Raw genomic sequence first — 20710 nt, forward strand, 5'->3', positions numbered from 1 at the left:
TATAAATAAGTAAAAAATAAGTAAAAGAAAGTTGATAGAAAGGTTTTGAAAGATTAAATACAATCCTTATTTTTGGACTATTAAATTTTGGTATTTCTATTTTTTATACCGATACCTTTATTTAATGAAATAGATTTGGAGGTATGCTAAGATGAAAACTTAGATGCCGTATTGTTTTATAAAGGACACAACTATTATGAAGTTTTTTGATGTTTTAGTGGTAGGGGAATTGAATGTCGATATCATTTTGGATAAAATCCAAGGTTTTCCGGTCGTTGGAAAGGAAATAATCGCTAAGGAAATGACTATGACCCTAGGGAGTAGTTCTGCTATATTCGCCAGTAATTTGAGTTCCTTGGGGAATAAGGTTGGTTTCTTGGGTAAGATCGGTAAGGATGATTTCGCCAGAACCGTAATAAACACCCTTAAAGAAAAAAAGGTTGACACCGAAAATATAATCCAGTCGGAAGAATACCAAACAGGGCTGACCATAGTTATGAATTATGACATGGATAGGGCGAATGTTACGTTTCCTGGTGCCATGGAGCATCTTAGCCTAGACGAAATAACAGATTCCCAATTGCAAAAGGCCAAACACCTTCATTTAAGCTCTGTGTTTTTGCAGACCGGACTATTAAGTGAAATTTCGGAACTTTTCAAAAGGGCAAAGAATTTGGGGTTGACCACTTCCATGGATCCCCAATGGGATCCTACGGAAAAATGGAACCTGGATCTCGAAGAACTTCTTCCTTATATGGATGTCTTTATGCCCAATACCGAGGAGTTTAAACATCTTACAAAGTGTTCCGACATCCAATCGGGATTGGATAAAGTAAAATCCTATGCCAATTATATAATCATTAAGGATGGTGAAAATGGGGCCCACCTTTGGGATGGGGAAAAATTAACCACCCAACCGGCATTCCTTAATAGCAATGTCATTGACTGCATTGGGGCCGGTGATAGTTTTGATGCCGGTTTTATCAGTGAATACCTTAAAGGGGGCAGTATGTTGCATTGCCTCGAGTTCGGAAATATCACAGGTGCTATTAATACTACCGCGTCTGGTGGTACGGGTGCCTTTAAAAGTCTGGAAAACGTAAAAAAAGTTGCTTTTGACCTTTTTAAATATCAATTATAATATATGAAATTACAACAGAAATTATCGCATAACAAAACAGAGGGAAAGGCTTTATTAGCTACAAATTTCTACAATTTTGAAACCCTTTCCGCTGTGTTGATGGCAGCAAAGGAAACAGATTCCGAACTTATATTGCAAGTATCGGAGAGTTCTGTAAAATATATGGGGCTTCGTGTAGCCAAAGCGCTGGCGACGAGTGCCAGGGAACAGTATGGTGTTACTGCCTGGTTGCATTTGGATCATGGTCAAAATGTCGAATTGGTAAAACAGTGTATCGATATAGGATTTGATTCGGTGATGATCGATGCCAGTGAAAAACCTTTCGAGGAAAACATACGGATAACATCCGAAATTGTTAAATATGCGGCAAGCTTTGATATTAATGTAGAGGCAGAACTTGGTTATATTTCAAAACTGGGACAGGATCAAAAAATGATCTATACCCAGCCGGAAGAGGCCAAGCAATTTGTTGAAAGTACCGGTATCAATGCATTGGCGATAGCCGTGGGTTCTGCCCATGGATTTTATAAGAATACGCCTAAATTACAGGTAGACCTTATCAAGGAAATAAATGCCGTTACCGATGCCGCACTTGTTTTGCACGGTAGTTCGGGTATTCCGGATGACCAGCTACAAGCCGCTGTTAAAAACGGAATCACTAAAATCAATCTGGCTACTGAAATTAAGAACATTTTCATGAAAACCTTGCAAGCAGAACTTAAGGCTACCGATAATATAGACTTAAGGGAAGTTTTCCCCAAGGCAACAGAACAGGCAAAAAATTTGGTTGCCAATAAGTTGAATGTGATAAACATCAAATAACCAAATATGCGCGCCCTACTTTTATCCATTGTTTTGATTGTCAATGTCTTTTCCGTGGTTATGGGGCAAGAGGATATTCTTCTGAAGGATTATAATCCGAAGTCTATCTACAAAACCCATAAAACGGTTTTGGAAAAGGCCAAGTTTCCCGTGATCGATATGCATTCACATGCTTATGCTACAAGTCAGGAAGAAATTGGGGAATGGGTTAAGACAATGGACAAGTTCGGTATTGAAAAAACGATAATCCTAACCAAGCTTACGGGTAAGGCATTCGATAGTGTTTACAATATCTATGCGAAATACGAAGGCCGTTTTGAAGTTTGGTGTGGATTTGACTATACCGGGTATGCTAAGAAAGGCTGGGCAGGGAAGGCTGTTCAAGAATTGGAACGATGTTATGAGGTAGGGGCTAGAGGTATCGGGGAACTCGGCGATAAGGGGGAAGGGTTATTGTATTCAAAACCTACAGCAGCATATGATATGCATATTGACGATGAGCGTATGAAGCCCCTTCTTGAAAAATGTGGTGAGCTGGGCATGCCTATCAATATCCATATTGCGGAACCGATTTGGATGTACGAACCTATAGACGTTTACAATGACGGTCTTATGAATGCTGCCGATTGGCAAATAGACACCTCAAATAAGGACCTGCTATTGCATTCAGAGCTCATTGGTACTTTGGAGAATGCGGTAAAAGCTAATCCCGGAACAACTTTTATAGCGTGTCATTTTGCGAATTGTAGTTATGATCTGGGTATCCTTGGCAAGCTTTTGGATCACTACCCCAATCTATATGCTGACATTTCGGCCCGATATGCGGAAACAGCACCTGTACCAAGATACACCAAGAGTTTTTATGAAAAATACCAGGATAGGTTGTTGTACGGGACCGATATGGGTTTCGATGCCTCGATGTACGAAATAACATTCAGGATCCTTGAGACTGAGGATGAACATTTCTACGCCAAAGAATTGTTCGGTTACCATTGGTCCTTATATGGTTTGGGGCTATCCGATGCGGTATTAAAAAAGATATATTATGAAAACGCAAAGAAAATCAGAAATTATGAATAGACTGAAAACAGGGCTCTTAGTGTTTGTGCCCCTATTGATTTTTATGTTCTCGTGTGACAATCAGAAAAAAGATGCCACTGTACTGACTATTCAGCAGGGAAATCTGACGTTGGAAATAAATGGGAATTTAAAAACGAGATTATCGGCTTCTCTTGAAGGAGCAAAACCTTTAATGGATGATTTTCAATCATCAGAACAATTGGTGGTTGCAAAACAGGGGCTGACTGATTTTAATGTGGAAGGTGTAGCGGAAACATCCCTCGAAGGGAATTTAACAGGCCGACAATGGGTAGTCAACGGAGTCTATAACGACAATGGTCTCTCTGTTGGTAAAAAGTTGATCATTACCGCTTATGATAAATATCCGGATTTATTGACGACCAAGGTCATATACACGAATACATCGAATTCGGATGTTTTCGTTGAAGAATGGGGCAATAATGGCTATCAGATCCTCTCCCAAGGGGATGAGCCGGCTTTCTGGGCGTTTCAGGGCAGTTCCTCTACCGATAGGAGCGATTGGATAAAGCCATTGGAACCCGGGTTTTATCAAAAAAACTTCATGGGTATGAATGATAGCGATTATGGGGGAGGTATTCCTGTAACTTCGGTATGGCGACCAGATGTCAATATAGCGGTTGGGCATTTGTCAATGGTTCCGAAACTAGTGAACCTTCCTACAGAGTTACCGACTAACGATAGTAATGTCCATATTGGGGTTTCCAAGGATTTTGAGGAGCGTACGGTATTTAAATCAGGGGAAACATTGGAAACTCTGGAAACCTTTATATCAGTGTCTAAGGGCGATTATTTCACCAATCTCTCAAGGTATTCCAACCTTATGCAAGACAAGGGGGTCAAAATAGCGGAAGCCGAACCGGCAGCCTTTGAGTCGATATGGTGCGCATGGGGTTATGAAAGAAAGTTTACGCTCGATGAAATTGTAGGGACACTTCCCAAAGTAAAAGAGCTTGGTATCAAATGGGCTGTGTTAGATGATGGCTTTCAAATTGCAGAAGGTGATTGGGATGCAAATCCCCAAAAATTCCCAAAAGGAAACCAAGAGATCAAAGGTCTTGTTGATGCTATTCATAAACAGGGCTTGAAAGCAAAAATTTGGTGGACTCCCTTGGCTGCCGATCCCGGGAGTAATGCCTTAAAGGAAAATCCTGAAATGCAGATTATGCAAAAAGATGGTTCCCCCCAATTTATAACATGGTGGGATGCCTATTACCTTTCACCTGCAAATGATAAAACCATTGAGCATACGAAGAAAATCATACACCTTTTTATGGAAGACTGGGGGTTTGATGGTTTGAAAATGGATGGACAGCACATGAACTGTGTAGCTCCTGACTATAATTTGGATGATCCGGAAAGTGCTCCGGAAAAACTGCCCGATTTCTTTCAAATGATCTATGATGAGGCCCGAAGTATAAAACCCCATGCCGTGATTGAAAACTGTCCGTGTGGCACATGTATGTCCTATTTTAACATGGCATCCATGAACCAAGCGGTTTCATCCGATCCACTTTCCAGCTGGCAAGTGCGCCACAAGGGAAAAACATATAAGGCCTTGGTTCCGAATACGGCTTATTATGGGGATCATGTGGAATTGAGTGATAACGCCAACGATTTTGCAAGTTCATTCGGTATCGGGGCGGTTCTAGGCACTAAATTCACTTGGCCCAAAGACAACCCTTATGCCGAGGCGAGTTATTTATTGACCCCTGAGAAAGAAAAAGTATGGAAGAAGTGGTTCTCGCTCTATGATGAAAAAATGCTTTCGAAAGAAAAGTATCTTGGGGAGTTGTACGATTTGGGATATGACAAGCCCGAAACCCATGTTATTCAAAAAGAGGAAACCCTTTACTATGCTTTCTATGATAGCGATTGGAATGGGGAAATCGTTCTTAAGGGATTAAAGGAAGGGGCGTCGTATAGTGTCAGGGATTATTTTAATGAAAAAGATTTAGGAGCGGTTTCTTCTGATAAACCTTCCATAAAGGTGAACTTCAAGGATTTCCTTTTAATAGCCGTAACCCCGTTATAAATCGTGGGTGTGTTCCTGAAGAAAAAGTTAATATGTAAACCAATATTGTAAAAGAAGGTATTTTGCCTTAAAACCAACCAAACCGATAAAAAGGGACGCCTATTGCGTCCCTTTTTTGTTGAATAAAACCATGTTATTCATATTTGAGATGGGAGACCAAGTCCAACTTCAGGGCTTTTACCGCTTGCACCAGAATGATGGCTATGGTCAATGTCAACATGACAATAGGGGCTATCAGAAAGGGGGCTATGGGAATATCGATACGATAGGCAAAGTCTTGCAGCCATCTATTCGATAGGTAGAATGAGATAGGGAGGGCAATAATAAGGGCGATTATGGTGATGAGAATAAAGTCTTTGATAAGTCCGAACACCAACTCTTTTTCCGAGGCTCCCAAGGTTTTTTTAATAGCCACTTCCTTATAACGCAGTTGTACGGTGTGCGAGGCAATTGCGAACAACCCAAGCAATGAGATGAAAATCATCAGTATTGAAAGTCCGGTTACCAGTTTTTCCAAGCGTTCGTGTTGGGAGAATAGTTCGGCAAAATTCTGGTCAAGAAACTCATATTTAAACGGAAAACGGGGTTCGATACGTGTCGTCCAGAATTTTTCGATCTCGTTCAAGGTGGTTTTCACGTCCTGGTTGTTCAATTTTATCATTACAAAGGATGGTTTGCCCCAATCCCCATCATCACCTTTAAGATAGTTCATGTATAAAGCGGGGTAGGCACCTTCGTCAAACCCTTTGGAGATATAGTTGTCGACCACGCCAATAATGGTGCCCTTATAGCCCCAATAGGAAACCTCTGTGCCAATAGGGTTTTCAAATCCGAATTTGTCCACCAATTTTTTATTTACAATGATTTCATTGAGGAGTAAGGTATCCCCATCCGAATCCATTGTGAATTTTGATCGATCTGTCTGCATCCAATCTTGAATGAAATTTTTTCCTTCAGAAAGTTTTATACCCATGGTGGGAAAATAGTCCGCATCGATAAAATGCATATCGCTCTGATAGCTTATTTCACGGTAATCAACATTTGAGTTTGAACCATTTCCAGCATAGGTGCCTGGGGGCCTTGTGGTCGTGGCTACCTTTTCAACACCTTTCAGTTTGGTGAGTTCCTGTTTGAATGTTTCCATCTTTTTCCAGGTTTCCCCCCCATTCTGAATGGGTACAAATAGCATTTGGTCTTTTTGAAACCCGAGATCCTTATTGTTCATATAATCCAATTGTGATTTTATGATGAATGCGGAAATCAGAAAGATCGCTGAAATACAAAATTGGAATATAATCATGGTCTTTTTGAGGGTGTTTCCGCTTTTTGAACGTCCGAAATTACCTTTTAACACTTTTACCGGATTGAAGTTTGAAAGGTATATCCCCGGAAAAATGCCGGCAATGAAAACGAGTAACCCAATAATGCCTAACGCCCAGAGCCACTTGTTGTACGGGTCAAGGATTTCCAGTTCGGAGTTCATTAGGCTGTTGAACAAGGGTAGAAGGATTTCTACCAAGGCCAAAGAAATTACGATGGCGAACAGGCATTGTAGGGTGACTTCAAAAATGAACTGCAATACGATTTTTGTCTTACTGGTGCCCAGTGTTTTTCGAACAGCAACTTCCTTGGCCCTTTGTGTTGAACCGGATATGCTCAGGTTTATGAAGTTGATCGAAGATATTACCAGGATAAGGAATGCCAATAAGGAAAGAATGAAAATGGTATTGGCCCCTTTGCCTTTATGGACTTTTGAAAACAAATGGATATCCCCTAAATTTTCTATGGACATTCGCTCTTCCTTCCCTTTTAGGTATTCTTCCCAAGAAATCCCCCAAGATTTATAGGTGTTTTCGTCATAGAATTTATCGAATTTGGAAATGAAGGACCCAATGTCGGTACCGGGATGAAACTTGAATAGGGCCGTGTAGTTGAAATTGCCCCAATGATCCATATTGTCGGTCTTCTTTATCAACTTTAAGATCGCAGGCTGGGTTTCACTGGGATAACCTTTGGTCTTATACACCCCGGTTATGAGGTACGTTATAGGTTGGTTCCTGAAAAGGGCCTCTATGGTTTTGCCAACAGGATTGGTGTCCCCAAATAGTTCATAGGCGAATGTATCACTTAAGACAAGTTCATTCTCGTTTTTGAAAAGGTTCTCTTTTGTCCCGTATTTAAATGGATAAGGATAAAAATCAAAGAAATTGGGAGTGGTGCCCATGGCTCCTTTCATCAGTTTTTTACCATCGGAATTGAAGAGAATGCTTCCCATCCAATTCATCATCATGGCATCTTCCAATTCAGGGAGTTGTTCCTTGGCTGTTTTTACCATGATACCCGGTGAGGTGGTCCATACCTCCCCATTGTCGAATAGGCGAATGGGCCTGTAAATATGCGCTAGGTTAGGATTCCATTTTTCATAACTCAATTCTTTGCTCACAAAAAGAATGACCAAGATAAAACAAGTGATTCCCAAGGTAAGTCCAAGGGTATTGATGAGCGGGTAGAGCGGTCTTTTTTTTAGGTTCCTTAGGAAGATCTTAAGCCAGGAATTAATCATGATTGTTCGTTTTTTGATTGATTTAGATGATTTCTATTTGACGTTGATTCACTTTTTCTCCAACGACTATCCCATCACGGAGTGTTACGATTTTACTTGAAAACCCAGCGTCGTAACTAGAGTGTGTTACCATGATGATAGTAGCACCTTGGGAGTTTAGCTCAGTCATTAATTCCAAAACCTCATTGCCGTTCTTACTGTCAAGGTTACCTGTTGGCTCATCTGCCAAAATGAGTCTGGGTTTGTTCACCAATGCCCGGGCTACGGCGACGCGTTGTTGCTGGCCCCCTGAAAGCTGTTGTGGGTAGTGTTTGCTTCTGTGTGAGATATTTAGACGTTCCATGGCTTCCTCAACCCTGACTTTTCGGTCTGCCTTTCCAATTTTATTGTAAACCAGAGGCAGCTCAATATTTTCATAAACACTTAGTTCGTCGATTAAATTGAAATTCTGGAATACAAAACCAATGTTCTGCTTTCTGAACAGGGCACGGTCCCTTTCCTTTAATCCGAACATTTCCTTTTCTAAAAAAGCATAGCTGCCCGAATCAAAGGAATCCAAGAGGCCTATAATGTTCAATAAAGTCGATTTTCCACATCCCGAGGGCCCCATAATAGCCAGGAATTCACCCTCTTTGACTTCGAGGGAAATATCATTTAGGGCTGTGGTCTCTACTTCCTCCGTGCTGTAGGTTTTACTTAAGTTTTTAAGGTGTATCATAATTGAATGGTTCTAACTGATTGATGAATGTTTTATGCTGTTTTTGGTTTCTTAGTTTAATGCCAGTACATCTTTGTCCTTGAAGTCGTCATAGGATGAGGTGATTACCCTGTCGCCTTCGACAAGGCCCTCCAGTACTTGGTAAAAGTTGGCATTGGCCTTTCCAATGCTTATTTTTCGCTTCTTCGCGGTACTGTCATCGGTTAATACAAAAACATATTGTCCGCCCGATGATTGGTAAAATGAACCCTTGGGAAGCAAAAGTGCCTTTTCCTTTTTATTGGATAAATAGATCTTAATGGGCAATGTCATTCCTTGTTGTATGGTTTCGGGAGCTTTATCCTCAAAAACGAGTTCAATATCGAATTTGCCATTGATGACCTCAGCAACCACTTTTTCAACCTTTAGATGATATTGTTGCTCGTTAAATTCCAAGAGGGCCATTTTCCCCTCTTTTAATTGGCTGTAGTAATACTCGTCGGCCCGTACCAAAAGTTTGTATCCATCCTGCATGTCCAGTTTTCCAATGAGTTCCCCCTTATTATAGCTCTTTCCCAATAACGGATTGAATGACGATAATAATCCGGTTGCAGGGGCTTTAACAATGAAATTTTCTTTGTTCTCTCGCAATTGCTCCAGACTTTCCTCCATTTTTTCTATGGAGGCATTGATCAATCGCAACTGGGTTTCCCTATCCTTTTGTTCATTTTGCATGTATTTTTTAGTATTCACTTGTTGTTTCCCTTGGAACTCGAAAGTCTCCTTTGATTTTAGATAATCATTTTTTGATATTACCCCTTTTCGGTACAATGTGGTGTCCATACGGTATTGTCGTGCAGCATTGTTGAAATTGTAAGACATTTGAATAAGGTCCTTGTCCAAGGTCATTTGTTGGTTTTTAATCGATATACGGGTATTTCTGAGATTATTGATCTGTTCGATTATCGCTGTTTCCTGGGTGAGATAACTAAGTTCGGTATTGGGGTTGTACAGTTCCAGTAAAAGTTCCCCTTCTTTGATTAGTGCACCATTTTGCCCGTGTATCTTTTTGACCGTGCCACTCTCAATAGTGTTTATTTGAAGGGTGTTCAGGGGTTGTACCTTTCCGTTGAAAAGGGCCATATCCTCAAAAGAATCATATACCACGGTTTTTATACTTACCCTATCCCTGTCAATCGTTACTTTGTTGCCGGCGGCCAATGCCGACCATAAAAGCAGGCATAGTACAATGGCAGGTAGGGTATACAGGAGTATGCGTTTGAGTGGATTTTTTTTATGTTCAATCTTTCTGTCCATTGAGGTAATTTTTTCAACTTATCCTTAGCGTATATCATGCCAAAGGGATTAAGGAATATTAAGTCACTGTAAATCAGTGTATAAAAATTTTTGACATATAAATAAGTGTCCGTTTTCGGACACTTATTTGTACGATATCGAACATATCATTAAAATTGAATATGGGAAAAAAGAAATACACATTGCTATTGGTCGATGATGACCCGGACATCCTTTATTCCCTAAAGCTATTCTTAGGTCGTTTCTACAGTGAGGTAATAACCCTGTCAGATCCCAAGAAGATTATGTCGACCTTAAGTCAATCCGTGGTAGACTTGGTGCTGATGGACATGAATTTCAGAAGGGGGGAACAATCGGGAAACGAAGGGCTTTATTGGTTGAAACGTATCAATGAAGTTTCCCCGGAAACAGTAGTCGTTCTTATGACAGCCTATTCCAGTGTTGGTCTGGCTGTTGAAGGGATTAAACTGGGGGCATATGATTTTTTGTTGAAACCATGGGATAATGATAAACTTTTGGTGACCATTGATGGGGGTATTGCCCAGAGAAAATCCAAAAAACAAGGGGAAAAGTTCAAGAAGATAACGACCTCGTTGGATATTGATGGCCATAGGGTAATCGGTACATCAAAGGCATTTAAGGAGATGGTCAATATGGCTGAAAAAGTGGCTGACACCAATGCCAATGTACTGCTGTTGGGGGAAAATGGAACAGGGAAATTCGTTGTTGCCAAGATGTTGCACAACCTATCCTCGAGAAGGGATAAGATTTTCGCACACGTCGATCTTGGGTCATTGAACGGCAATCTTTTCGAGAGTGAATTGTTCGGCTATGCCAAGGGCGCTTTTACCGATGCCAAGGAGGATAGTATAGGGCGCTTTGAATTGGCTGATGAAGGAACCCTTTTTTTAGATGAAATCGGTAACTTGCCCATACACTTGCAAACCAAACTATTGTCCGTACTTCAAAACAGAAAAGTAGTGCGTCTGGGGGAGTCCAGGGAACGAGCGATCGATGTCAGGATAATTTGTGCAACCAATATGGATCTACATGCTATGGTAGAACAGAAAGAATTCCGTCAGGACCTTTTGTATCGCATCAATACCATGGAGATACTTGTGCCGCCCCTTAGGGATCGTGTGGATGATATTCCGTTATTGGCCACTTTTTTCTTGGAAAGGAATAAGAAAAAATATCAAAAAGGGAAGTTACAATTTTCCCCCGCGGCCATTGAGGCATTAAAAGATTACAAATGGCCGGGAAATGTTAGGGAACTCGAGCATATGATTGAGCGGGCGGTGATTCTTTGTGATGAAAATGAGATATCGGAATCCGATCTGCATTTTGGCCCCCAAAGAAAAAAGGAGAATTTCGTTGCCAGCCTTAATTTGGAGGATACCGAACGAATGTTGGTGGAAATGGCCCTTGAAAAGCACCGGGGCAATGTCACCAATGCTGCGAGGGATTTAGGTATAACACGTGCAGCACTTTATCGCCGCATGGATAAATATAAGCTATAGTCTACCATGCGAAAACTAGGTATTTCATTTCTTTTATTGGTTGGGTTGTCCCTTGTACTTACCGTTTGTGGAACGATTTTAGTCATAAAGGGATATCCATTCGTGGCCTTATTGGTCTTTGTGTTGGCCATTTCGGCCGCCTATTCGTTTTTCGATAAAACCAAGGAAACCTTACTTCGAACGTCACAAACATTACAGGCATTGGTACAGCAGGATCTCTCCGTAAAGATTCCTAAAAGCAAGCTCACCAAGAACATCGCTAAACCATTACAGGAACTCTTGGAACAGTCGCAGGAGACAAGGGCCCAGTCAGAGTCGATGAAGTTGGTGTACGAATCGATTATCGAGTCGATGGATACGGGGATATTGATTTTGAAGCAAGATTCGGAACGGATATTTTTTTCGAACAAAGCATTTTTTGAAATCCTTGAATTACCGCAGTATACCAATTGGTCAATGGCCAAGGAATATTTAAATGCCTTTGAAAAATATTTAAAGGAGGAAAGTTGGCGGAATTTAAGGGATGTTATCACTTTGAAAGTAAATGATAAAGAGGAGGTCTTTAGTTTGCGAACCTATACTTCCGAAATTTATGGCAACCGTTATCTCGTTGTAAATCTTGATCCCGTTCAAAATATCATGGATCGCACGGAAAAGGAAGCCTGGTTTAACCTGATGAAGGTAATGAGTCATGAGATCATCAATACCATAGCTCCAATAACATCCTTGACCAATAATCTTGAATATTTGATTGGGGAAGAAAGCCAAGGGGTGGGGGAACATCAAAAGGATATAGCGCAGAGTCTCTCGACTATAAAAAAAAGAACCTTACATCTTCTGGATTTTATTGAGAATTATCGCCTCTTGGCCGAACTGCCAACACCCAAACCGACTTGGTTCGTTATTGCGGAACTCTTTGGGCACAGCAAGACTTTCCTGTCTGGATTATTGAAAGAAAAGGGAATCCTTGTCGACATCGATTTAGGGACAGAGTCCTTACGCTTATTTGCAGATAAAAACCAGTTGGAGCAGGTGTTGATCAATTTAATGACAAATAGTGTTTATGCACTGCAAAACAGCGAACATCCCAAAATTTCGTTGAAAGCCTATCGGGCAAATACGTCAACGGTCATTGAAGTAAGCGATAATGGCCATGGTATTAAGGATTCGATCAAAAAGGAGGTTTTCGTTCCTTTTTTCACGACCCGAAATAATGGTTCCGGTATTGGCCTAAGCCTGAGCAGGAATATAATGAACGCACATTATGGGACGATCAACTTCCATTCCAATGGGCAATCAACCACATTTAAATTGACATTCAAGGATCAGGTGGATTAATGTTATCCGAGGTTTATGTGTGTTACTGCAGTTCTTTTTTGAAAAAGGCAATGGTCCGATCCCATGCCAATTCTGCAGTTTCCCTATCATATCTTGGGGTAGTGTCGTTGTGAAACCCGTGATTGGCCTTTTCATAGATATAGGCTTCGTATCTTTTGCCGTGTGTTTTCAACGCAGCCTCATAGTCGGGCCACCCCGCGTTCACCCGTTTGTCCAATGCACCAAAATGCAGTAGGAGGGGAGCGTTTATTTTATCAATATCCTCGGTAGGTTGTCCCCCATAAAAAGGAACGGCTGCCTCTAGATCAGCAACCTCAACGGCCATCATATTCGATATCCATCCTCCAAAACAAAATCCCACGACACCCACATGACCATTACAATCCGGATGGTCTTTCAGATAGTGAAAGGCGGCTATAAAGTCTGTCAGCATTTCGTTGCGGTCCCTTTTGCGCTGCAGTTCCCGGCCATCATCGTCATTTCCGGGATATCCGCCCAAAGGTGTCAGGGCATCAGGTGCCAAGGAGATGAATCCGGCCAAGGCCGCACGACGGCCAACATCCTCGATATATGGATTCAATCCGCGGTTTTCATGAACCACGACAATGCCTGGAAGTTTTCCGTTGGCATCCGAAGGTTGGGACAGCAACCCTTTTATAAGTCCCCCACCATCGGGGGAATCATATTGGATGTATTCCGATTTTAATCGCGAATCATCTTGTTTGATTTGAATTTTTTTGACATAATCGGGAGAGATAAAACTGAGTAAGGAAGGAAGGGTGAGTCCGCCTACCGCATAGGTCGATAACTTATCCAAGAACAGCCTTCTATCCACCCTGTTATGGGCGTAATCGTCGTAGAGATCGAATACCTCCTGTTTAATGTCCTTTTTCCTTGGGTTTTTCATGTCCTGATGGTTTAAATGTCTGAATCATTGAAAGATACAAAATATTGGGGTAAGTTTTCCAAAGGCCCTAAATCCCGTTTTTAGTTTCCGGTATTAAAACGTAATTTTAATACAAATCAGATTTACTATGGGTTCACGAAGGGATTTTATCGAAAAAATGTCACTCACGGCGCTAAGCCTGCCGATTTTATATGCTCCAACAAGTCTTTTTGCGGCTTGTGAAGAACCTTATGACGGTCCCGTGCTACGGGTAGCCATAATGGGGTTGGGTAGTTATGGGACCCGGGTGGCCAAAGCGATGGTCGATTGTAAACGGGCAAAGTTGGTCGGGGTGATCAGTGGTTCTCCTTCCAAAGTCACTAAATGGAAATCCGAGTATCATATTCCAGATAAAAATTGCTACGATTATACTGATTTTGATCGGATCAAGGAGAACCCCGATATCGACGCGGTATATATCATAACCCCTAACGGACTCCATTGTGAACAGGCAATCCGTGTCGCCAAGGCGGGTAAGCATGTGATCTGTGAAAAACCCATGGCCATAAATGCCGATGAAGGGGAGCGTATGGTCAAGGCTTGTAAAGAAGCCAAGGTAAAGCTATTGGTGGGGTACCGTATGCATTATGAGCCCAAAACGGTTGAGGTCATACGCATGCGAAAAGCGGGTGAATTTGGACAACCCAAATTTTTTCAAGGACAATCGGGTTTCGTAATGGGCAATCCGAACCAATGGCGATTGGATAAAGAATTATCGGGTGGTGGTGCCATGATGGATATTGGTATCTATTCAATCAATGGGGCGCGCTATATGTTGGGAGAGGAGCCTATTTGGGTCACTGCCCAAGAAACCAAGACCGATCCGGTGAAGTTCAAGGAAGGAATTGATGAAACCATAACGTTTCAAATGGGGTTTCCCAGTGGGGCGGTGGCATCCTGTCTTTCAACCTATGCCATGAATCATTTGGATCGTTTTTACATGACCGGAGAGAAAGGTTGGGTAGAAATGCAGCCTTCCACGGGTTATGGTCCCATAAAAGGAAGGACCCACAAAGGGGAGTTGAACCAGCCGCATGTTACACATCAAACCTTACAGATGGAGGGTATGGCCCAACTTATTTTTGAAGATGTGCAACCCTTGGTTCCTGTAGATGGGGAAGAAGGATTGCGGGATTTAAAAATCATTGATGCCATTTTCCATGCCGTCAAGACGGGCGGGAAGGTGCCATTGTAATAGACAAAGAATCTATTTATTCACACTGATCATCACCGCTTCACAACTTTTCAGGTCGGAATTCAGGATGATGTTCTCCGAGGATATTCCATCGGTAATCTCGACCGAAACGGTATTGGGGGCATATTTCCCCAGGTTATGGGCATAGAGAAACAGGTCGTTTTTCTTATTGGGGTCTAAAGTGATTTCTATCTGTTTCTTGGAATAGGTCAAAAGGTGTTTTGAAATTATGGTGAACCCATTCAGATAGACGGAAACGATATCACCATCCTGTCGGCCGTGGTCCCATATTTTGATTTTGATTTTCTCGTTTTTAAAGGACAGCTCCTTTACATAGGTGATATTTCGACCGTCGAACTCCATTCTTTGAGGTGCTTCGGTAATTTTTGGTTTTTCGGATTTCTGGGGTGTTTTCACCTTGGCTACCGTATTGGTTTTTGACGCATTCAGTAGTCTGTACTGTTCTTTTCTGGCATCCGACTCTTTATTCTTGATGGAAAAATAGGGTGTGGACACCTTGGCAATATGAAACTTGTCATCGGGAAACATCTCAATACCTACCACCTGATAATTGTTTCCAGAGCTAATGTTCTTGGCTAGGATGATGCCACCCGCATTCCCTGAGTTTTTAAAGGTTCCCAATTCCTGCACTACCATATCGTCCTTGGCGAGAAAAAAGCGTATCGATTTGTCCGTGCCGATATTCTTGGTGTTCCATTCCAGCTCTACAGGTCCGGGGATAGTCCAGATACTACTGCTGTTTGGTGAGGTGATGTTGATGGCGGATTTTAGGATATCCGTTGCTTCCGTTTTTCCGATTTCCTCCAGATTGCTTGAAGCACTGCGTGGATTATTGGATGCTACAAAATCCTTGTGGTCCGATGTAAAATCAAAACCAAAGGTATGCCCGTACATCCATTGGCATAAAAGAAAAGTGCTAAGAATAAAAATGGTTCGCATAACAATACTCCAATTCGATTGGTAACTATCAAGATTCAAAAGCTGTGCCAATCCCTATACTAACGTAGATATGGCATAAATATTTGGCGTTCCTACCCTATGTATACGTGTATTATAGGGATAATGGATTTCTTTGTAGCTTTAAGCATAGTATTTTTCTTTTAGATGTTTGTAAAGTGAATATTGAAATGCAGAAAAACGTATTGATCGAATGCCATCAAAGAATTGCCCCTTTCATTCATGAAACCCCGATTTTTACCTCTCATTTATTGAATGGGATTGCAGGAACCGAGCTGTTCTTTAAGTGTGAGAATTTCCAAAGAATGGGTGCCTATAAAATGCGGGGTGCTACGAATGCCATTTTACAATTGACCGAGGGGCAAAGGGCAAAAGGGGTGGTTACCCATTCTTCGGGCAATTTTGCCCAGGCTTTATCATTGGCAGCGAAGAGCCTGGGGGTTAAGGCCTATATCGTAATGCCGTCTTCAGCCCCCCAAGTGAAGAAAGATGCCGTTAAGGGTTATAGCGGGACAATTATCGAATGCGTACCTACCCTTGCGGCAAGGAATGCCATGGCCCGGGAAATCCAGTCGAAAACAGGGGCGACCTTTATCCATCCTTCCAATGACCTGAATGTGATTGCAGGGCAGGGCACCGCTTGTATGGAGTTGTTGCGGGAACAACCCGACCTGGATGTTGTGGTCGTGCCTGTTGGGGGTGGCGGACTCATTGCCGGGACTGCACTGGCAGCCCATCATTTTGGGACTCATTGTAAGGTGGTCGGAGCGGAGCCTTTTGAGGTCGATGATGCATACCGCTCCTTGAAAAGCGGAAAAATAGAATCGAATGACACTACGAATACCATCGCAGACGGACTCAAGACCCAACTGGGGGATAAAAGTTTTCCGTTGATCCAGAAATATGTGGAAGGCATTGTTCGTGTTGGCGAGGATGAAATAATAGAGGCCATGAAGTTGGTTTGGGAGCGTATGAAGATCATTATAGAGCCTTCCAGTGCAGTGGCCTTTGCGGCCGTGTTGCGTAAAAAAAATCGATTTATCGACAAAAAAGTTGGAATCATCATTTCTGGCGGGAATGTCGATCTTAAAAACCTTCCATTTTAATCAAAAAGCAGTGTTTCAGCAACTTTTTATCCCCCTTAAACCAAAATAACACGTTTTTTCCAAGCGTGGAATGGGCTTTGTAATCTTACTATAAACATTAGTAAAATTTTGATTATGAAGACAACACTACTTATTAAGAAAATTTATTTGGATGGATTTCGGGATTTGGGACACTTGATTGTGAAAAATTATTTCAAGGTTTTTGCATGGTTCTGTTTTGTGATGTTTTTTATAGCACTATATGCTTTCGTATTTAGAGTGTCTACAGGATTCGCTTTTGATTAGGGGATATCTCACTTTTAGTGGTTGGTTCTGGAAAGTAATAAGGAAAATAGTGGTACTTTAGTGAGTGGAGTCACGTGTCACTATTTGTAGAATCTAAGCCAACCAATACAAGTATGAAAAGATTTAAAGCACTGGATGTCTTCCGGGGGTTGACCATTTGTTTGATGATCGTTGTGAATACACCCGGAGATCACCTTTTCACCTTTGCACCATTACTACATGCCAAATGGCACGGATTTACACCAACCGATTTGGTTTTTCCTTCCTTTCTTTTTGCCGTGGGCAATGCTTTTGCTTTTGTAAAAACACGCTGGGGCGATAAGTCCTTGTCCGAGGTTTTTGGAAAAATCCTAAAACGTACCTTGATTATTTTCCTACTGGGATATCTCATGTATTGGATTCCGTTCGTGTCATGGACAGACACTGGGGACCTTGCATTTGTTCCTTTTAGCGAAACAAGGATATTGGGGGTATTGCAGCGAATCGCATTATGTTATTTCATGGGGGCCATCATGATCTATTTTTTGACAAACCGACAACTTTTAATAGGGTCGGGAATCCTATTGTTGGGGTATTGGTTGTTGCTCTATGCCTTTGGTGACTATACGTTGGAAGGCAATTTCGTTAGAACAATAGACCAGTTTGTTTTTGGTGATGCCCATTTGTATATGGGTGACGGTATCCCTTTTGATCCGGAAGGACTCTTAAGTACCCTGCCGGCAATATGTAATGTGATAGCAGGGTATTTGGTTGGGAAATATGTTATTGATGGAGGGGTCGATTTTAAAAAGCTCGCTAAAATGCTAATGGTCGGGACCGGCCTATTGATCGTGGCGTATTTTTGGGATTTGAGTTTTCCTGTCAACAAGAAATTATGGACAAGCTCTTTCGTCGTCCTTACCGTAGGGATGGATATGATACTGCTTTCAGTACTGATTTATGGGATAGATTTGGTCAGAAAACCCGTGAACTTCAACTTCTTTGAGATTTTCGGGAAGAATCCCCTGTTCATATACCTACTGTCTGAATACTTGGCAATAGGAATGCACTTTGTAAGGGTAGATGGCGAGCAGTCTTTGTTCAACTATATTTATGAAAAAGGTTTCAGTTGGATCGGCCATTACTTCGGGTCGCTTGCCTTTGCCTTGGCTTTTATGCTATTGTGCTGGACTGTTGGTTGGTGGTTGAACAAGAAAAAAATATACATCAAGGTGTAGTTCTTATCGATTCAAGAAAACCATTTGTAAACACCTTATTCCCTTTAACACAATTGAAAAAGCATATTGGATCCAAGAATTGGAAGCCGATACGTTAAATATTTTTATTTATATGGAAATAATCCAAAAAATAGGAAATATTCCATAATTTAGCTGTCCCTTTTAGTGAAACCTAGTTTTGGCAAGCATGTAATGCGATGACAAAATAAATGGTTGAACTAACCCTGACGTTTACAGTCAGGGTCTCTGTTTGATTTTATTTTGGAGTTGTTCTATTCAAAGAAACCAAGGTTTACTAAGAGGAATATTATTTCGTAGGATAGTTATGCAAAAGACCATACTTCATTTAGATTTGGATACTTTTTTTGTATCCGTAGAACGGCTCTTGAACAGCGAGTTGCAAAATCGTCCCCTATTGGTGGGTGGTACCAGTGATCGGGGAGTGGTGGCGGCCTGTAGTTATGAAACCCGTGGTTTTGGGGTGCATTCCGGTATGCCCATGAAAATGGCGCGGGAATTATGTCCCGAGGCAGTCGTCATTAGGGGTAATGCGGGCACGTATAGCAAGCATTCCGATATGGTCACCGAGATCATCAAGGAACAGGTGCCCTTGTTCGAAAAATCGAGTATTGACGAATTTTATGCCGATCTCTCGGGCATGGACCGCTTTTTTGGTTGTTATCAATATGCTTCTGAACTCCGTAAGCGGATTATTAAGGAAACTGGCCTGCCTATTTCTTTCGGACTTTCGGCAAATAAAGTGGTATCAAAAGTGGCTACCGGTGAGGCCAAGCCAAACAATCAACTGAAAATCGATTTGGGCTATGAAAAACCTTTTTTGGCCCCTTTGTCGATAAAAAAAATACCCATGGTGGGCGATAAGACCTATCAGACCCTGCGCAATCTAGGATTACGGAAAGTAAAGACGGTTCAAGAAATGCCGATGGATTTGATGCAACGCGTGTTGGGAAAGAATGGGGAGGTGATCTGGAAGCGTGCCAATGGGGTAGACCATACACCCGTAATCCCTTTTTGTGAACGAAAATCCATTTCCAACGAACGTACTTTTGATAAGGATACCATAGATGTGGTAAAGCTGAGGGGTATTCTTTTGGCGATGACCGAGAATCTGGCCTTTCAATTACGCAGGGGAGAAAAACTGACGGCCTGTATTGCCGTCAAGATCCGTTATTCCGATTTTAATACGTATTCCAAACAAATGCGTATTCCGTATACGAGTGCCGACCATATCCTTATTCCCAAGATTTTGGAACTATTCAAAACATTGTACAACAGAAGGTTATTGGTGCGCTTGGTGGGCATACGGTTCAGTCATTTGGTATCGGGCAATTATCAGATCAACCTTTTTGACGATACAGAGGAAGCGTTGAATCTTTATGCGGCCATGGATCGTATGCGGGAACGCTATGGGGATAAAAGTGTGGTACGGGCTTCGGCCATGGGGGCTAGGACCATTGGTAGAATGCATAACCCCTTTAATGGGCAACCCCCGGCCGTATTGGCACATCGGAAACAGTAGGTTGTGGGTTGCTTGTCACCTCGAGCGCAGTCGAGAGGTCCTTGAAGCATTGCAACTATCAACATGGGTCTCGACTGGGCTCGACCGGACATTGTGGGGATGATTATTGCTCAACGGGCAACTGCCGATTGTGTTGGTACATCGAAAACAATAGGTTGTGGGTTACTTGTCACCTCGAGCGCAGTCGAGAGGTCTTTGAAGCATTGCAACTATCAACATGGGTCTCAACTGGGCTCGACCGGACATTGTGGGGATGATTATTGCTCAACCGGCAACTGCCGATTGTGTTGGTACATCGAAAACAATAGGTTGTGGGTTACTTGTCACCTCGAGCGCAGTCGAGAGGTCTTTGAGGCATTGTAATTATCAACATGGGTCTTAATTGGGCTCGACTGGACATTGTGGGGATGATTACTGCTCAACGGGCAACTGCCGATTGTGTTGGTACATCGAAAACAATAGGTTGTGGGTTACTTGTCACCTCGAGCGCAGTCGAGAGGTCTTTGAGGTATTGTAGTTATCAACATGGGTCTCGACTGCGCTCGACCGGACATATTGTGGGGGTGATTACTGTTCAACGGGCAACTGCCGACCGTATTGGCACATCGGAAACAGTAGGTTGTGGGTTACTTGTCGCCTCCAGCGCAGTCGAGAGGTCCTTGAAGCATTGCAACTATCAACATGGGTCTCAACTGGGCTCGACCGGACATTGTGGGGATGATTACTGCTCAACGGGCAACTGCCGGCCGTATTGGCACATCGGAAACAGTAGGTTGTGGGTTACTTGTCGCCTCGAGCGCAGTCGAGAGGTCTTTGAGGTATTGTAATTATCAACATGGGTCTCGACTGCGCTCGACCGGACATTGTGGGGATGATTACTGCTCAACGGGCAACCCCCGACCGTATTGGCAC

At 42.3% G+C, this 20710-nt stretch carries 16 protein-coding genes; 11 read left to right on the forward strand and 5 right to left on the reverse strand.

The features are described from left to right. Positions 1–196: 196 nt before the first annotated feature. The 4 genes from HPE56_RS17495 to HPE56_RS17510 are packed head-to-tail and all read left to right on the forward strand — an operon-like array spanning position 197 to position 5096. Positions 197–1141, forward strand: a complete 945-nt coding sequence (locus HPE56_RS17495; protein WP_188245047.1) for a carbohydrate kinase family protein — start codon at positions 197–199, stop codon at positions 1139–1141. Between the two features lie 3 nt (positions 1142–1144). Beyond that, entirely contained in the window at positions 1145–1963 is an 819-nt protein-coding gene (locus HPE56_RS17500) for a class II fructose-bisphosphate aldolase (protein WP_188245048.1), read from the forward strand. A 6-nt stretch (positions 1964–1969) separates the two neighbouring features. Further along, positions 1970–3043: an amidohydrolase family protein gene (locus tag HPE56_RS17505; protein WP_188245049.1), complete on the forward strand. Its 1074-nt coding sequence runs from the start codon at positions 1970–1972 to the stop codon at positions 3041–3043. Beyond that, positions 3036–5096 carry a glycoside hydrolase family 36 protein gene (locus tag HPE56_RS17510; RefSeq protein ID WP_188245050.1) on the forward strand — a complete coding sequence of 687 codons (2061 nt, stop codon included), beginning with the start codon at positions 3036–3038 and terminating at the stop codon, positions 5094–5096. The genes HPE56_RS17505 and HPE56_RS17510 overlap by 8 nt, the downstream gene beginning before the upstream one ends. A 133-nt stretch (positions 5097–5229) precedes the next feature. Here the strand turns inward: HPE56_RS17510 and HPE56_RS17515 are convergent, their stop codons facing one another. The 3 genes from HPE56_RS17515 to HPE56_RS17525 are packed head-to-tail and all read right to left on the reverse strand — an operon-like array spanning position 5230 to position 9673. Next, positions 5230–7659: an ABC transporter permease gene (locus HPE56_RS17515; protein WP_188245051.1), complete on the reverse strand. Its 2430-nt coding sequence runs from the start codon at positions 7657–7659 to the stop codon at positions 5230–5232. Between the two features lie 22 nt (positions 7660–7681). Continuing rightward, positions 7682–8377, reverse strand: coding sequence for an ABC transporter ATP-binding protein (locus HPE56_RS17520; RefSeq protein ID WP_188245052.1), 696 nt, complete (start codon positions 8375–8377; stop codon positions 7682–7684). Positions 8378–8428: 51 nt separating this feature from the next. Beyond that, a complete protein-coding gene (locus tag HPE56_RS17525; RefSeq protein ID WP_188245053.1) occupies positions 8429–9673 on the reverse strand; it encodes an efflux RND transporter periplasmic adaptor subunit in 1245 nt (414 codons plus the stop codon). Positions 9674–9834: 161 nt separating this feature from the next. On the opposite strand from HPE56_RS17525, the gene HPE56_RS17530 reads away from it, so the two are divergent. Beyond that, positions 9835–11193, forward strand: coding sequence for a sigma-54-dependent transcriptional regulator (locus tag HPE56_RS17530; protein WP_188245054.1), 1359 nt, complete (start codon positions 9835–9837; stop codon positions 11191–11193). Positions 11194–11199: 6 nt separating this feature from the next. Beyond that, positions 11200–12531: a sensor histidine kinase gene (locus HPE56_RS17535; RefSeq protein WP_188245055.1), complete on the forward strand. Its 1332-nt coding sequence runs from the start codon at positions 11200–11202 to the stop codon at positions 12529–12531. Positions 12532–12553: 22 nt separating this feature from the next. On the opposite strand, the gene HPE56_RS17540 is transcribed toward HPE56_RS17535, so the two are convergent. Next, entirely contained in the window at positions 12554–13438 is an 885-nt protein-coding gene (locus HPE56_RS17540; RefSeq protein WP_188245056.1) for a dienelactone hydrolase family protein, read from the reverse strand. A 127-nt stretch (positions 13439–13565) separates the two neighbouring features. On the opposite strand from HPE56_RS17540, the gene HPE56_RS17545 reads away from it, so the two are divergent. After that, complete coding sequence (locus HPE56_RS17545; RefSeq protein WP_188245057.1) at positions 13566–14672, forward strand: Gfo/Idh/MocA family protein; 1107 nt, start codon at positions 13566–13568, stop codon at positions 14670–14672. A gap of 12 nt (positions 14673–14684) precedes the next feature. Here HPE56_RS17545 and HPE56_RS17550 read toward each other — a convergent pair whose 3' ends face one another. After that, positions 14685–15632 carry a hypothetical protein gene (locus HPE56_RS17550; RefSeq protein ID WP_188245058.1) on the reverse strand — a complete coding sequence of 316 codons (948 nt, stop codon included), beginning with the start codon at positions 15630–15632 and terminating at the stop codon, positions 14685–14687. 188 nt (positions 15633–15820) lie between these two features. Here HPE56_RS17550 and HPE56_RS17555 point away from each other — a divergent pair, with 188 nt between their 5' ends. The 4 genes from HPE56_RS17555 (at position 15821) to HPE56_RS17570 (ending at position 19798) form a co-directional block, all read left to right on the forward strand. Further along, a complete protein-coding gene (locus HPE56_RS17555) occupies positions 15821–16756 on the forward strand; it encodes a pyridoxal-phosphate dependent enzyme (protein WP_188245059.1) in 936 nt (311 codons plus the stop codon). A 114-nt stretch (positions 16757–16870) separates the two neighbouring features. Then, positions 16871–17041, forward strand: a complete 171-nt coding sequence (locus HPE56_RS17560; protein ID WP_188245060.1) for a DUF6747 family protein — start codon at positions 16871–16873, stop codon at positions 17039–17041. A gap of 113 nt (positions 17042–17154) precedes the next feature. After that, positions 17155–18258 carry an acyltransferase family protein gene (locus HPE56_RS17565; protein ID WP_188245061.1) on the forward strand — a complete coding sequence of 368 codons (1104 nt, stop codon included), beginning with the start codon at positions 17155–17157 and terminating at the stop codon, positions 18256–18258. A gap of 325 nt (positions 18259–18583) precedes the next feature. After that, positions 18584–19798 carry a DNA polymerase Y family protein gene (locus HPE56_RS17570; RefSeq protein ID WP_188245062.1) on the forward strand — a complete coding sequence of 405 codons (1215 nt, stop codon included), beginning with the start codon at positions 18584–18586 and terminating at the stop codon, positions 19796–19798. The last annotated feature ends 912 nt before the right edge of the window (positions 19799–20710 follow it).

Origin of the sequence: Maribacter aquimaris (genome assembly GCF_014596745.1) — a bacterium.
Classification (GTDB): Bacteria; Bacteroidota; Bacteroidia; order Flavobacteriales; family Flavobacteriaceae; genus Maribacter_A; species Maribacter_A aquimaris.

What these genes read in the sequence shown, in the direction of transcription:
- HPE56_RS17495 (WP_188245047.1), top strand. Translation starts at nt 197, where the DNA reads ATGAAGTTTTTTGATGTTTTAGTGGTAGGGGAATTGAATGTCGATATC.
- HPE56_RS17500 (WP_188245048.1), top strand. Translation starts at nt 1,145, where the DNA reads ATGAAATTACAACAGAAATTATCGCATAACAAAACAGAGGGAAAGGCT.
- HPE56_RS17505 (WP_188245049.1), top strand. Translation starts at nt 1,970, where the DNA reads ATGCGCGCCCTACTTTTATCCATTGTTTTGATTGTCAATGTCTTTTCC.
- HPE56_RS17510 (WP_188245050.1), top strand. Translation starts at nt 3,036, where the DNA reads ATGAATAGACTGAAAACAGGGCTCTTAGTGTTTGTGCCCCTATTGATT.
- HPE56_RS17515 (WP_188245051.1), bottom strand. Translation starts at nt 7,659, where the DNA reads ATGATTAATTCCTGGCTTAAGATCTTCCTAAGGAACCTAAAAAAAAGA.
- HPE56_RS17520 (WP_188245052.1), bottom strand. Translation starts at nt 8,377, where the DNA reads ATGATACACCTTAAAAACTTAAGTAAAACCTACAGCACGGAGGAAGTA.
- HPE56_RS17525 (WP_188245053.1), bottom strand. Translation starts at nt 9,673, where the DNA reads ATGGACAGAAAGATTGAACATAAAAAAAATCCACTCAAACGCATACTC.
- HPE56_RS17530 (WP_188245054.1), top strand. Translation starts at nt 9,835, where the DNA reads ATGGGAAAAAAGAAATACACATTGCTATTGGTCGATGATGACCCGGAC.
- HPE56_RS17535 (WP_188245055.1), top strand. Translation starts at nt 11,200, where the DNA reads ATGCGAAAACTAGGTATTTCATTTCTTTTATTGGTTGGGTTGTCCCTT.
- HPE56_RS17540 (WP_188245056.1), bottom strand. Translation starts at nt 13,438, where the DNA reads ATGAAAAACCCAAGGAAAAAGGACATTAAACAGGAGGTATTCGATCTC.
- HPE56_RS17545 (WP_188245057.1), top strand. Translation starts at nt 13,566, where the DNA reads ATGGGTTCACGAAGGGATTTTATCGAAAAAATGTCACTCACGGCGCTA.
- HPE56_RS17550 (WP_188245058.1), bottom strand. Translation starts at nt 15,632, where the DNA reads ATGCGAACCATTTTTATTCTTAGCACTTTTCTTTTATGCCAATGGATG.
- HPE56_RS17555 (WP_188245059.1), top strand. Translation starts at nt 15,821, where the DNA reads ATGCAGAAAAACGTATTGATCGAATGCCATCAAAGAATTGCCCCTTTC.
- HPE56_RS17560 (WP_188245060.1), top strand. Translation starts at nt 16,871, where the DNA reads ATGAAGACAACACTACTTATTAAGAAAATTTATTTGGATGGATTTCGG.
- HPE56_RS17565 (WP_188245061.1), top strand. Translation starts at nt 17,155, where the DNA reads ATGAAAAGATTTAAAGCACTGGATGTCTTCCGGGGGTTGACCATTTGT.
- HPE56_RS17570 (WP_188245062.1), top strand. Translation starts at nt 18,584, where the DNA reads ATGCAAAAGACCATACTTCATTTAGATTTGGATACTTTTTTTGTATCC.